The sequence below is a fragment of the Streptomyces sp. UC4497 genome, assembly GCF_054871485.1.
In genome coordinates this window covers 127,577-141,297 of sequence record NZ_JBTYHB010000018.1, presented here as the reverse complement: position 1 = coordinate 141,297, position 13,721 = coordinate 127,577, and the positions used below count along the sequence as shown (strand labels likewise).

Annotated in this window: 11 protein-coding genes; 7 read left to right on the top strand and 4 right to left on the bottom strand. The window is 70.1% G+C overall.

From position 1 onward, the window contains the following. Positions 1-48: 48 nt before the first annotated feature. Positions 49-312 (bottom strand): WhiB family transcriptional regulator, encoded by a 264-nt coding sequence (locus tag ACYSUO_RS24650; protein WP_127831770.1) that lies wholly within the window; start codon positions 310-312, stop codon positions 49-51. A 612-nt stretch (positions 313-924) separates the two neighbouring features. On the opposite strand from ACYSUO_RS24650, the gene ACYSUO_RS24645 reads away from it, so the two are divergent. From ACYSUO_RS24645 to ACYSUO_RS24635, 3 genes are read left to right on the top strand one after another with little or no spacing between them, the layout of a single operon-like run. Next, positions 925-1,458 (top strand): cysteine dioxygenase, encoded by a 534-nt coding sequence (locus tag ACYSUO_RS24645; protein WP_461778415.1) that lies wholly within the window; start codon positions 925-927, stop codon positions 1,456-1,458. Between the two features lie 43 nt (positions 1,459-1,501). After that, positions 1,502-2,470 carry a 2-phospho-L-lactate transferase gene (gene cofD / locus ACYSUO_RS24640; RefSeq protein ID WP_461778414.1) on the top strand — a complete coding sequence of 323 codons (969 nt, stop codon included), beginning with the start codon at positions 1,502-1,504 and terminating at the stop codon, positions 2,468-2,470. Continuing rightward, positions 2,467-3,774, top strand: coding sequence for a coenzyme F420-0:L-glutamate ligase (locus ACYSUO_RS24635; RefSeq protein ID WP_461778413.1), 1,308 nt, complete (start codon positions 2,467-2,469; stop codon positions 3,772-3,774). The genes cofD and ACYSUO_RS24635 overlap by 4 nt, the downstream gene beginning before the upstream one ends. Positions 3,775-3,820: 46 nt before the next feature. Here the strand turns inward: ACYSUO_RS24635 and ACYSUO_RS24630 are convergent, their stop codons facing one another. The 3 genes from ACYSUO_RS24630 to ACYSUO_RS24620 form a co-directional block, all read right to left on the bottom strand. Then, positions 3,821-4,855 carry a DNA-3-methyladenine glycosylase family protein gene (locus ACYSUO_RS24630; RefSeq protein ID WP_461778412.1) on the bottom strand — a complete coding sequence of 345 codons (1,035 nt, stop codon included), beginning with the start codon at positions 4,853-4,855 and terminating at the stop codon, positions 3,821-3,823. Between the two features lie 158 nt (positions 4,856-5,013). Continuing rightward, positions 5,014-6,096: a mannose-1-phosphate guanylyltransferase gene (gene manB / locus ACYSUO_RS24625; protein WP_461778411.1), complete on the bottom strand. Its 1,083-nt coding sequence runs from the start codon at positions 6,094-6,096 to the stop codon at positions 5,014-5,016. 91 nt (positions 6,097-6,187) lie between these two features. Next, entirely contained in the window at positions 6,188-7,456 is a 1,269-nt protein-coding gene (locus ACYSUO_RS24620; protein WP_461778410.1) for a peptidoglycan recognition protein family protein, read from the bottom strand. Between the two features lie 376 nt (positions 7,457-7,832). On the opposite strand from ACYSUO_RS24620, the gene ACYSUO_RS24615 reads away from it, so the two are divergent. The 4 genes from ACYSUO_RS24615 to ACYSUO_RS24600 all read left to right on the top strand — a co-directional run bounded on the left by ACYSUO_RS24615 (position 7,833) and on the right by ACYSUO_RS24600 (position 13,667). Further along, entirely contained in the window at positions 7,833-8,588 is a 756-nt protein-coding gene (locus ACYSUO_RS24615; protein ID WP_461778409.1) for a TIGR03089 family protein, read from the top strand. Between the two features lie 87 nt (positions 8,589-8,675). Beyond that, positions 8,676-9,914: an LCP family protein gene (locus ACYSUO_RS24610; RefSeq protein WP_461778408.1), complete on the top strand. Its 1,239-nt coding sequence runs from the start codon at positions 8,676-8,678 to the stop codon at positions 9,912-9,914. Between the two features lie 277 nt (positions 9,915-10,191). Further along, positions 10,192-11,904 carry an LCP family protein gene (locus tag ACYSUO_RS24605; protein ID WP_461778407.1) on the top strand — a complete coding sequence of 571 codons (1,713 nt, stop codon included), beginning with the start codon at positions 10,192-10,194 and terminating at the stop codon, positions 11,902-11,904. A gap of 86 nt (positions 11,905-11,990) precedes the next feature. After that, the gene (locus tag ACYSUO_RS24600) at positions 11,991-13,667 is read left to right on the top strand and encodes an LCP family protein (RefSeq protein ID WP_461778406.1); all 1,677 of its coding nucleotides are present in this window, start codon (positions 11,991-11,993) and stop codon (positions 13,665-13,667) included. Positions 13,668-13,721 lie beyond the last annotated feature (54 nt).

Sequence of the window (13,721 nt, the reverse complement as noted above, 5' to 3'; positions counted from 1 at the left end):
GACAGGCCCCAGGCCTGATCCGAACGACGGGCCCCAGACAGATGGGCCCTAGACAGCGGCCTTCTTCAGTCGACGGCGCTCACGTTCGGACAGGCCGCCCCAGATGCCGAAGCGTTCGTCGTTGGCGAGCGCGTATTCGAGGCACTCGGAGCGGACCTCGCACGCGAGGCAGACCTTCTTGGCCTCTCTCGTGGAGCCGCCCTTCTCGGGGAAGAAGGATTCGGGGTCGGTCTGGGCGCACAGCGCGCGCTCCTGCCAGCCGAGTTCTTCTTCCGCGTCCTCGACCAGTAGATCCTGAAACGACTCGGTCATAGTGCGCCCCTCGTCTGTCCGTGCGTCCCCGTGATGTTGCCGCTACCGATTTCGGCTGAACGACACGAGTGAAATTACAAGTGTGCCGATCCGGGGCAGTCAAGCCGAGATCTGCTATTGGGCCCGTTATTCACTCTGCGGAACCAAGGCTATGCGGAAAGTGTTCAAATCGCCAAAAACCATGACACTTGCCCGCGGCCCATTCGGAGCCGACCGCACGCCATGCAGTCGGCCCTCCCGTAATGAACCGCTACAAGGAAGGACGCCGCAAAGATCGCTGCCGTTCCGACGTTTGCACGCCTGGTTGCTGCGCCACATGTCCCGCGACCTCGGTGCACAAACCTTTCGCCTGCCAAGGGCACCGGATGAGGTGAACCATATTCCACAATCCGGACATTGGGTTGACAACAAGGGCATGAACCGCTGTCCTGTTGGGCATGCTCGCGATTTCGGCATCCTCGACGACCCGCACCGCCGGGTCCGTTCGCGTTGCCCTCGCGTGTTGTTGCTGTTCCAGCTGTTGAGTCGTTGAGCCCGTCGGCTCCGACCACGCTTCTTCTCATCTCAGTACGGCCCTGTGCACCGCACTCCCTTGAGGAACACCACCACCCCATGAACAGCGACAGCGACCTCCAGATCGCCGGCGACCTCCTCGAAGTCACGCACCTGCTGCAGCCCGCCCGTGAACACCCCGAGACGGTGGCCGAATTCGTCGGCCTCGCGCGCTCCATCGCCGCCGACCGCTCCCAGTGGGAGCACCTCGTCGAGTACGACGCCACGACCCGCTGGTACCACCGCCTGCGCACGGGCCCCGGCTACGAGGTGTGGCTCCTGTCGTGGGTGCCGGGCCAGGGCAGCGGGCTGCACGACCACGGCCGGTCCTCCGGCGTACTGACGCTGCTCCAGGGCGAACTGACGGAGCGTACGGAAGGGGGCGTGCGTGCGCTCGGCACCGGCGCGCAGCGGGTTTTCGCGCCCGGTTACGCCCACGAGGTCGTCAACGACTCCCTGGAGCCCGCGGTCAGCCTGCACGTCTACTTCCCCGGCCTGACCCAGATGCCCATGCACCCCCACGCAGCCGACTCCGCCCGAGCGGCGGGGGCGCCCTCCCCCACCTGCTCGGTCACCGAAGGCGCCACTGCCTGAGACCGGCCGACGCGTTGTCAGAGGTGCCTGAGATGCTGGGCACATGCGCATTGTGGTTCTGGCAGGCGGCATCGGTGGTGCCCGGTTCCTTCGCGGTCTCAAGCAGGCGGCTCCGGACGCGGACATCACGGTCATCGGCAACACCGGGGACGACATCCACCTCTTCGGCCTGAAGGTCTGTCCTGACCTCGACACGGTGATGTACACGCTGGGCGGCGGCATCAACGAGGAGCAGGGCTGGGGACGTACGGACGAGGCGTTCACGGTCAAGGAGGAGCTCGCGGCGTACGGGGTCGGACCCAAGTGGTTCGGGCTCGGCGACCGGGACTTCGCGACCCACATCGTCCGTACGCAGATGCTGGCCGCCGGCTACCCGCTCAGCGCGGTCACCGAGGCGCTGTGCGAGCGGTGGCAGCCGGGCGTGCGGCTCCTGCCCATGTCGGACGACCGCGTGGAGACGCACGTGGCGGTCGATGTGGACGGCGAGCGCAAGGCCGTGCACTTCCAGGAGTACTGGGTGAAGCTGCGCGCCTCCGTGGACGCGCAGGCCGTGGTGCCGGTGGGCGCCCAGGAGGCGAAGCCCGCGCCGGGCGTTCTGGAGGCCATCGCCGAGGCCGACGTGATCCTGTTCCCGCCGTCGAACCCCGTGGTGAGCGTCGGGACGATCCTGGCGGTCCCCGGGATCCGGGAGGCCATCGCCGAGGCCGACGCGCCCGTCGTCGGGCTCTCGCCGATCGTCGGTGACGCTCCGGTGCGCGGCATGGCCGACAAGGTGCTCGCGGCCGTGGGCGTCGAGTCCAGCGCGGCCGCCGTCGCCGAGCACTACGGGGTGGGGCTGCTCGACGGGTGGCTGGTCGACTCCGTGGACGAGAAGGCCGTGGAGCGGGTCGAGGCGGCGGGGATCCCGTGCCGGGCCGTGCCGCTGATGATGACGGACCCCGTGGAGGGCACCGCCGCCGCGGAGATGGCGCGCGAGGCGCTGAAGCTCGCGGAGGAGGTGCGGGGCGCGTGACCGGAACCCCTGGCTTTCGCGCGTGGGCCGTCCCCGGCATCCCCGAGGTGCGGGAGGGCGACGACATCGCGAAGCTGATCGTCGCCGCCGAGCCGGGGCTCGTCGACGGGGACGTACTGCTCGTCACCTCGAAGATCGTCAGCAAGGCCGAGGGCCGCGTGATGCTTGCCGACGACCGGGAGGCCGCGATCGACGCCGAGACCGTACGGGTCGTGGCGCGGCGCGGCACGCTGCGGATCGTCGAGAACAAGCTGGGGCTCGTGATGGCCGCGGCAGGGGTCGACGCCTCCAACACCCCTGCCGGGACGGTGCTGTTGCTGCCCGAGGACCCGGACGCCTCCGCGGCCGCGATCCGGGACGGCGTGCGGGACGCGCTCGGCGTGGACGTCGGGGTCGTCGTCACCGACACCTTCGGCAGGCCGTGGCGGAACGGGCTGACCGATGTCGCCATCGGGGCGGCGGGCGTGCGCGTACTCGACGATCTGCGGGGCGGCACGGACGCGTACGGGAACCCGCTCAGCGCCACCGTGGTGGCCACCGCCGACGAGCTGGCGGCCGCGGGTGACCTCGTGAAGGGGAAGGCCGGCGGGCTGCCGGTCGCCGTGGTGCGCGGGCTCGACGCGGTCACTGGCGAGGGTGAACAGGGCGGATCCGCAAGGGAGTTGGTGCGGGTCGCGCGCGACGACATGTTCCGGCTCGGTACGTCGGAGGCGGTACGGGAGGCCGTGACGCAGCGGCGGACCGTGCGCGCGTTCACCGACGAGCCGGTCGACCCGGGGGCTGTCAGGCGGGCCGTCGCGGCGGCCGTCACGGCGCCCGCGCCGCATCACACGACGCCGTGGCGGTTCGTGCTCCTGGAGTCGGAGGAGTCGCGGGTGCGGCTGCTCGACGCGATGCGGGACGCGTGGGTCGCTGATCTGCGGCGGGACGGGAAGAGCGAGGAGTCGATCGCGAAGCGGGTGCGGCGGGGGGACGTGCTGCGTAATGCGCCGTACTTGGTTGTTCCGTGCCTGGTGATGGACGGGTCGCACACGTACGGGGATCCCCGGCGGGATGCCGCCGAGCGGGAGATGTTCGTGGTGGCCACCGGGGCCGGGGTGCAGAACTTCCTGGTCGCCCTGGCCGGGGAGCGGCTCGGGTCCGCGTGGGTCTCGTCGACCATGTTCTGCCGCGATGTCGTACGGGACGTGCTCGGGCTACCGGAGTCGTGGGACCCGATGGGGGCCGTCGCGGTGGGGCATGCGGCGGGGGCGGCGGGGGTGCGGCCGGAGCGGAGTGTCTCCGACTTCGTGGAGGTTCGGTAGGGCGGGTCGGCCGCCGCCGCTGTGGTGTCGAGCGTCGGGTGCTGGCTCACCACTCCGCGATGTTCACCTTGCGCATCTTGGGTTGCCTGCGCGCCGGTGAGACGCCGCTGAGCATGATCAGGCGGGCCGCCCGGTGGCGCTGGCCCGCGTACGGGGCCAGGAGTTCCAGCATGTCCTCGTCCGTCGCGTCCCTGTTGGCCGCGAGGGCGTAGCCGACGATGCCGGGCAGATGCAGATCGCCCGTCGTCACCTCGTCCGGGGCGCCGTGCGTGCGCTGGACCGTCTCCGCCGACGTCCAGGGGCCGATGCCGGGGACGAGTTCCAGGCGCGTGCGGGCTGCCGCCGGCTCCATCGCCGCCGCTTCCTCCAGGCGGCGGGCCACCTTCGCCGCGCGGATGATCGTCGATGCGCGCTTGTTGTCCACGCCTGCCTTGTGCCACTCCCAGGACGGGATCAGCGCCCACGTGCGGGGGTCCGGCATCACGCGCATGCGCAGCTCTTCGCCGGCCGGGCCCGGGGCCGGTTCGCCGTACTTGTTCAGGAGCAGGCGCCAGGCGCGGTACGCCTCGTCCGTCGTGACCTTCTGTTCCAGGATCGACGGGATCAGGGACTCGAGGATCAGGTTCGTACGGGTGAGGCGGAGGCCGGGGCGGCGGCGGGTCGTCTGTGCGACGAGGCGGTGGCGGGGTTCGAAGGCGGTGGGGTCGTCCGACTCGCCGAGCAGGTGCGGGAGTTGGGACAGGAACCAGGTGGCGCCCGGTCCCCAGGCGTGTGCCTCGACCGCTGTCGTGTCGGGGTTCTGGGTTACGCGGAGCGTGGCGGGGCCCTCAGGGGTGCGGCTGGCTCGCCACACGGCGCCGGTCGGCGTGGTGCGGAAGGTGGGGTCGGCCGGGCCGCGGCGCAGGGGGCCGAGGGTGAGGCCCAGGTGGAGGGGGGTTTCCGGGGTGTGGGTGTGGGTGTGGGTGTGAAGGGTCGGGGTGCCGGGCCCGGGGGCCGGGGTGGGGGCGGGTACGCGGGTTTCGCCGCCGCGCACCGTTGTGCGGGTGGGTGGTGTGCGGGGGGCGTATCGGCGGCCGGCCACGGGGTCCTTCGGGTGGGGCGGGTGGTGCTTCGAGGGTAGGGCTTTTCTTCCCCCGACCCGCCCCTTCCCGGAACTGGGGGCTCTGCCCCCCAGGCCCCCGCGCCTCAATCGCCGGCGGGGCTTGAAATGGTCCTCAATCGCCGGCGGGGCTTAATCGGCTACTGGTCCGATGAGAAGCGGATGGAGGACGGGGGCAAGGTGGCGTTGCACCAGATGCGGGCGCCGGACTGGAGTTCGTTGTCCGCGCCGACGTGGGCGCCGTCTCCTATCACCGCATCCTTGAGGGTCGTGCGGGCGCCCACGCGGGCGGCGGTACCGACCAGGGAGTCCGTGATCACCGCGCCCGGTTCGACCACGGCGTCGGGCAGGATCGTGGAGCCGGAGATGCGGGCGCCCTCGCCGATCAGCGCGCCCTCGCTCACGACCGTGCCCTCGGTGAGCTTCGCGTCCGGGGCCACCCGTGCCGTCGGCAGGATCAGGCGGTCGCCGCGGCGGCCGGGGACGGCGGGCGACGGGGCGCGGCCCATGACCAGGTCGGCGGAGCCGCGGATGAAGGCCTGAGGGGTGCCGAGGTCCAGCCAGTAGGTCGAGTCGACCATGCCCTGGAGGTGGGCGCCAGAGGACAGGAGGTCGGGGAACGTCTCGCGCTCCACCGAGACCGGGCGGCCCGTCGGGATCGTGTCGATGACCGAGCGGCGGAAGACGTACGCGCCCGCGTTGATCTGGTCCGTGACGATCTCTTCGGGGGTCTGGGGCTTCTCGAGGAAGGCCGTCACCCGGCCCGTGTCGTCCGTGGGGACCAGGCCGTACGCGCGGGGGTCCTCGACGCGGGAGAGGTGGAGGGAGACGTCCGCGCCGGTCGTCTCGTGCTCGTCGACCAGCGCGGCGATGTCGAGGCCCGTGAGGATGTCGCCGTTGAAGATGAGGACCGGGTCGTCGGGGGCCGAGTGCAGGCGCGAGGCGACGTTGCGGATGGCGCCGCCGGTGCCGAGGGGTTCGACCTCGGTGACGTATTCGATGTGCAGGCCGAGGCGGGAGCCGTCGCCGAAGTACGGCTCGAAGACCTCCGCCAGGTAGGAGGTGGCCAGAACGATGTGGTCGACGCCCGCCGCCTTCGCGCGCGCCAGCTGGTGCGTGAGGAACGGCACACCGGCCGCCGGGACCATCGGTTTCGGCGTGTTCACCGTGAGTGGCCGGAGTCTGGTGCCCTTGCCGCCGACCAGGAGGATCGCTTCTGTCACCTGTCGTCTCTGCTTCCTGCTTGGGCCGGCCGAACTGTCTTTCGGCCGGCCAGTGTATGCAGACCGTGCGAGGCGCCCAGGCCGGCCGGCGTCAGCGACCCTGGAGGTGGGCGGAGCTGGAGCGGGCACTGCCGAGCTTGTTGTAGAGACGGCGTCCCGGACATTCGGTCGCGAAACCGTCCCTGTGACCGGAGATCACCTTGAGTCGTACATTCTTTCCCTTGCGGTAGAGATTGCCACCGCCCGACTTCAGATATGTCGACCCGCGCGGATTCGCGCCGTGGAGACCGAGCTTCCAGGCCGTGAGACGCGCGATGGCCTTGACGGCCGCGGAGGGCGGGTTGGAGCTGCTGTACGTGCCCAGGACCGCGATGCCCGTGCTGTTGGTGTTGAAGCCGAGGGTGTGTGCGCCCATGACCGGCTTGGCGACGCCACCGGCCCGTCCTTCGTAGATGTTTCCGCACTTGTCCACGAGGAAGTTGTAGCCGATGTCGCGCCAGCCACTGCTCTTGACGTGGTAGCGGTAGATACTGCGGATGACGGAAGGGGCTTGCGAGCAGCGGTAGTTGTTGCCGGAAGCGCTGTGGTGGACGAAGGCGGCCTTGACGGTTTTGGTGTAGCCGAGTTTGCGTTCCCGGAGTTTCTCGTTGGCGCCCCAGCCCTTGCGCGTGATGATGCGCGGGCGCGGGCCGATGAACGGGCGGGACCCGGCCGCGGCCGGCTTGCCGCCGCGGGCCTCGATCAGTTCGTCCTCCGTCTGCTTCTTGTCGAGGGCGGGGATGACGCCGGCGCTGGCCCCTTCGGCGCGGGAGCCCTGTGGGGGTTCGTCGCCGGGGTCGACGAGTTCGAGGCGCAGGCCCTTGGGGAGGGGGCTCGGCTGCGCGCGCTCGGCGTCGGGCTCGTCCGCCTTCACGCGTACTTCCACGCCGTCGCTGTCGCCGACCCAGAGTGGGGCGGTCGATCCGTGCAGGCTGCCTGCGGCGCGTTCCGGGGTGTCCAGGTCGGGGGCGTCGTCGTTGTGGGTCTCCACGTCCTGCCAGGTGGACCAGCGGGTGGTGTCCGTGGTCCGCGTACGCACTTGTACGTGGCCGTCGAGGTGGGCGTCCGGGTCGTCCCAGACGACGCCGACGAGGGAGAAGGGGCGCACGTCGCGGCGTGTGAGCCCCTGTTCTTGCGGGGCACCGGCGGCGCGCGTCGAGGTGCTGCCGGGTGGCGATTCGAGGGGCAGGGACTGGGTGCTGCCGGGGACCGCTTCGCGCGTCGGGGACGGCGCGGCGTTCGAGGCCGTGGGCAGGGTGAGCGGGAGGGCCAGGGCGGCGGCGCAGGTGACACCGATCGATGAAGCAAGGAATCCACGCATGCGCACGATGCTGTGCGGATCCTTGGGCGTCGGCCATTGGGGGAGGGTCATACGGGTGTTGGGGGGCTGTGCCGGGGTCGGTGCCGTGGGTTTCGTTGCGCGGCACCGGGGTGGGTGAGCTGTGCCGGGGTCGGCGCCGGCGGTTTTCGTTGCGCGGCACCGGGGTGCCGCCTTGCCCACCCTGCCGCCCCAGGCGGCAGATTGCCCAAGGCGGTGGCGGTTGACCGCAACGGGCGGGGAGCCAGGCCGACGGCAGATTGCCCAAGGCGGGGTGCGGTCGGCCGTCATGGGTGGGGAGTCGGGGCTATGGCGGATTGCCCGAGGCGGGGGCGGGCCCTTGCCGTCTCGATTGGGGGCGGTGCGTAGGGTGGGTTGGGTGAATGGTGCTGCTCGTACTCCCGCTGCTCTGCTTCAGGCCGCTCTCGTCGATGATCCGGGGCGGCCGCTCGTCACTTTCTACGACGACGCGACCGGGGAGCGCGTGGAGTTGTCCGTGGCGACGCTCGCGAACTGGGTGTCCAAGACTGCCAATCTGTTGCAGGGCGACCTGAACGCCGAACCGGGCGACCGTCTCGCCCTGTTGCTGCCCGCCCACTGGCAGTCCGCGGTGTGGCTGCTCGCCTGTTCGTCCGTCGGCGTCGTCGCGGATGTGGGCGGGGATCCGGGCCGCGCCGATCTCGTCGTGAGCGGACCGGACACGCTCGACGCCGCGCGCGCCTGCTCCGGGGAGCGGGTCGCGCTCGCGCTGCGGCCGCTCGGCGGGCGGTTCCCGCAGCCGCCCGAGGGCTTCCTCGACTACGCCGTCGAAGTGCCGGGGCAGGGCGACCGGTTCGCCCCCTTCGCGCCCGTCGACGCCGACGAACCCGCGCTCGTCGTGGCCGGCGCCGAGTGGACGGGCGCCGAGGTCGTCGAGAAGGCCTCCGCCGACGCCGGCGGGCTCGGACTCACCGGTCCCGGTTCGCGGCTGCTGTCCGGGCTCGCGTACGACTCCTGGCAGGGGCTCGCCGCGGGGCTCTACGCGCCGCTGGCCACCGGCGGCTCCGTCGTGCTGTGCCGCAACCTCGACCGGCTCGACGAAGAGGCCCTCGCCAAGCGCGTGGAGAGCGAGCGGGTCACCGCGACCGCCCGCTGACCCGTTCGGCTCAGCTCCCCCGGCCCGTTCGCGCGGCGGGGTCCATGGTCGTAGGTACGCCTACGTTTCCATGAGGGGGACCTGTACGTGACCGACTCCGCTGCCACGCCCCCGGACCCCGGGCCGGCCCACGGCTCCTCGCCCACCGGCGCGGGGCGCGCGCGGCGGCGCAGGCGCTGGCTGCGGTACTCGGCGATCTGCGCGGCGTTCCTGGTGCTGGTGGCGGGCGGCGTCGGCTGGGTCGCGTACGACAGGCTCAACGGGAACATCACCGAGGACTCGGACACCGCCGCCGAGCTCGCGCGCTACGAGAAGGAACGGCCCACCGTGCTGGCCGAGGGCGCGCAGAACCTGCTGCTCATCGGCTCCGACTCGCGGGCGGGCAAGAACGGGAAGTACGGCCGCAACGACGGCACCCAGCGCTCCGACACCACGATCCTGTTGCACGTCGCGGCGGACCGGAAGAGCGCGACGGCCGTCTCGTTCCCGCGCGACCTGATGACCGACGTGCCGGCCTGTAGGCAGCGGGACGGCTCCCGGCACGACGAGATGTTCGCGATGTTCAACTACGCCTTCGAGGTGGGCGGTTCGGCCTGCACGATCCGTACGGTCGAGAAGATGACGGGAGTCCGGATCGACCACCACATGGTCGTGGACTTCGACGGGTTCAAGGACATGGTGAACGCCGTCGGCGGTGTCACGGTGTGCCTGGACCGGCCGATCGACGACGACGACGCGCATGTGCGACTGGCCGCGGGCACCCACCACCTCAACGGCGAGCAGGCCCTCGGCTACGTACGCGCCCGCAAGAGCCTCGGCAACGGCAGCGACACCGACCGGATGGACCGTCAACAGCGGTTCCTCGGCGCGCTCGTCGAAAAGGTGCAGAGCAACGGCGTGCTGTTGAACCCGACCCGGCTCTACCCCGTGCTCGACGCCGCCACTTCCTCGCTGACCACCGACCCCGGGCTCGCCAGCCTGCGCGGGCTCTACGACCTGGTGCGCGGCATGCGCGGCATTCCCGCCGAGCGCGTCCACTTCCTGACGGTGCCCCGCGAGTCGTACGAGTACAACGCCAATCGGGACCAGCTCGTCCAGCCCGCGGCCGAGCGGCTGTTCACGCAGCTGCGCAAGGACACGCCCGTGAAGGTGGCCGAACAGACGCCCCCTGCCGAGGAGTACGGCGCACAGGACGAATACGGCACAGACGACGAATCCGATGGATACTCCGACGGATACGGCACGTACGGCAGCGTCGGGAAACCCGGCGCCTCCCCCGCCCCCACCTTCCGGGGGAACACGGCCGGACAGGCCTCCTGCGGCTGAGACCCGACGCCCGGACACCGCCTCAACGGCCCCTGGGTAAAGCGCAAGTCATCAACCGACCCACAGGTTCAAAGAAATGGTCCGGATTGCCCAGTTGTATGGGAGTGGAATTTGTCACCGTCCTCGCTTGACGCTGAACTGGGCGGATAGTGTGAGCGATCCGGTGCACCCGGCCATGCTTGCGAGCCCGGTCGCGCACTACTGACCGACTTGACCGGGCGCCCGCTTTTAAGGGGGGTGGGGCGCCGCGTGGCCCCGACGGAGGACACAGACAACCGTGGACGCGCAAGGCCGTGGGCGGGCTGAGAACATCGACCCCGCAGATCAGTGGGTGCTCAACCCCCACACCGGTGACTACGAACTGCGACTGACCCCCTCCGCTGGGCAGTCGGCAGTGCCCAGCCCCCGTCGCGCCGCCCCGCGCGGTGGCGGCCCCCGCCGTGGCAACCCGCAGGGTGGCGGCGGCGGTCGACGCGACGTCCCCCCGCAGCGCAGACGCCGTGAGGCGCCGGCGGCGCAGGACCCCGGCTCCGGCCGGCGGCGTTCGCGGCCGAAGAAGAAGTCGAAGGCCAAGAAGGTCATGCTCTGGACGGCCGGCGGCATGGCCATGGTCGTCCTGGTGGGCGCCGGGGTCGGCTACTGGTACTGGGAGCACCTCAACGGCAACATCACGTCGCAGGACGTGGTCGGCGCCAAGAGCGGCTTCGCCAAGGACGAGGCGATCAACGTCCTCGTCATGGGCACCGACAAGCGCACCGGCAAGGGCAACGAGGGCTACGGCGACAAGGGCAGCGTCGGCCACGCCGACACCAACGTGCTGCTGCACGTCTCCAAGGACCGTACGAACGCGACCGCGTTGAGCATTCCGCGCGACCTCGTCGTGGATGTGCCGGACTGCCAGGTGAAGCAGAAGGACGGCTCGCTCAGGACCATCAAGGGCACGCCGAACGTCCGCTTCAACACCAGCCTCGGGCAGGACGACCGCGACGCCGGCTGTGTCATGAAGACCGTCAAGGCGGTCACGGGCATCACCGTCGACCACTTCATGATGGCGGACTTCAACGCGGTGAAGACGCTGTCCAGCGCGGTCGGCGGCGTCCAGGTCTGCGTCGGCAAGGACGTCAACGACCCGGACTCGCACCTCAAGCTGTCGGCGGGCACCCACAACCTTCAGGGCGAGCAGGCGCTGGCCTTCCTGCGCACCCGGCACAGCTTCGGCAACCAGGGCGACCTGGACCGGATCAAGGTGCAGCAGCAGTTCCTGGGGTCGCTCGCGCGCAAGATGAGTTCGAGCGACACGCTCACCAATCCGCGCAAGCTGACGAGCCTCGCCGAGGCCGCGACCAAGGCGCTCACCGTCGACAAGGGCATCGGCAGCCTGAACAGCCTCAAGGACCTGGCTCTTGAGATCAGGAAGGTGCCGCCGAAGAACCTGTCGTTCACCACGGTTCCCGTGATCGACAACCCGGCGGAGCCGACGCCCGTGACCGTCGTCGTGAACCCGACGGCCGGGCCGCCGGTCTTCAACGCGATCAAGAACGACGTGTCCCTCACGGAGACGAAGAAGAAGCAGAAGGAGAAGCAGGACGCGAAGCTCAAGGGCCCCAAGTCCGCAGCCTCCGCGGTCCGCGTCAACATCTACAACGGCAGTGGCAAGACCGGCGCCGCTCAGGAAACTCTCACGGAACTGCAGAACAATGAGGGCGTACTGAAGTCGAGCCAGATGGGCAACAAGCCGAATCAGGCGAAGACGAGCCTCGAGTACGCGCCGGACCAGGCCGATCAGGCCCGGCGGCTCGCGGACATCATGGGCCTTCCGGCGTCCGCGCTGAAGGAAGGCAAGAGCGAGAAGAACGATCAGGGGCTGCCGGCGATGACGCTCATCCTCGGCGGCGATTTCAAGGGTGCGGGGACACCCGTCGACGGAGCTTCGGCAAAGGCGCCGGAGGTCGACAAGACAACAGCGGACAAGGCTGTGTGCGCCAAGTGACCAACCTCGGCCGCCTGTTGACTGTCTAAGTAAATGACAGAGGGCGGCCGAGCCGCTGTCACAGGGCGGGGAGGGCGGGGTAGGACATGGGGCGAAGCACTGTGCGTGGGGAGCGCACACGGCGGCCTGCCGGGCGGGGTGAACCACCGAAACAGGCGTCCGACCTGGGGTGGGACGACAGCCTGTACGAGCATGCGCCGGGCGGGGACGACGCGGACAGCCGCGGCCGCACCACCCGCAGCAGGCAGCGCGCGGCCGTCCGGCCGCGCCGGCGCAGACGACGAATACTGCGCTGGACCGCGGGCGTTCTCGCGGTCCTGATCATCGGCACGGCGGGCGCCGGATACCTCTACTACCGCCATCTGAACGGAAATCTGGAGACGGGCAAGCTCAATCTCGGCGAGCACAAGGTCCCCGAACCGACGCCGAACGCGGCGGGCCAACGGCCGCTGAACATCCTGCTGATCGGCTCCGACAGCCGGAACACCAAGGAGAACCTGAAGCTCGGCGGGCACAAGCAGAGCGTCGGCTCCGCCCCGCTGGCCGACGTACAGATGCTGCTGCACCTGTCGGCCGACCGCAGCAACATGTCCGTGGTGAGCATGCCCCGCGACACCCTGACCCGGCTGCCCAAGTGCACCGACCCGAAGTCCGGCAAGGTGTACGAGGCGACGTTCTCCCGGCAGATGGTGAACTCCTCGCTGGCCCGCGGCGGCGCCGGCTGCACGGTCGCCACCTGGGAGGAGATGACCGGCATCCACATCGACCACTACATGATGGTCGACTTCTCGGGTGTCGTGTCGATGGCGGACGCGATCGGCGGCGTACCCGTCTGCGTCAACGCCAATGTCTACTCCAGGAACAGTTCGGGCGAGGGCTCGGGCCTGAAGCTGAGAAAGGGCACGACGTCCGTCAAGGGCGAGCAGGCCCTGCAGTGGCTGCGGACCAGGCACGGCTTCGAGGACGGCAGCGACATCGCGCGCGCCAAGGCGCAGCACATGTACATGAGCTCGATGGTGCGCGAGCTGCGCGAGAACGCGACGTTCAGCCACCCGGCCGAGCTGCGCACGCTCGCCGAGGAGGCGACGAACGCGCTCAGCGTGGACGACGGCCTCGACACGGTCAAGAAGCTGTACGACCTGAGCAACGAGCTGAAGCGGCCCGCGCCGAAGCGGATCACGATGACGACGATGCCGTTCGTGTACGAGGGTGCGCGCGTGGTGCCGAAGGAGAAGGACGCCGACGCGCTGTGGCGCCTGCTCCGTGACGACATCGCGCTCGACGGCAAGGACAAGGACGACAAGAAGAAGCCGAAGGACGAGACGTCCGACGATCCGGCCGCGGCCGACGACAAGATCGCGGTGCAGGTGCGCAACGGCACGCGGACGGCGACGACACCGGCGGCGCCCGGGCGGGCCGCGCAGGTGGCGCAGGCGCTCACGGCCAAGGGCTTCACGCAGACGGTCCCGGACCAGGCGCAGTCCCTCGTCGAGGACAGAACGGTGATCCGCTATCCGTCGGCCGACCTGGAGGGCGACGCCCAGGCGGTCGCCAAGTCCCTCGGGATTCCGCTGAGTTCGGTTCAGGAGTCGACGGAGGTGTCCGGGGTGACGCTGATCGTGGGCGCCGACTGGAAGACGGGCACCGCGTACCCGAAGTCGACGGACGACGAGGACGCGAGCAAGGCCCTGGACAAGGAGCAGACGCAGAACGGCGCGGACGACTCCAAGTGCATGAAGGTGGAGCAGGGCTACACCTGGTAGCACACCTGGCGGCTCCTACGAGAACGGGGCGCGGGAGGTGAACTCCCGCGCCCC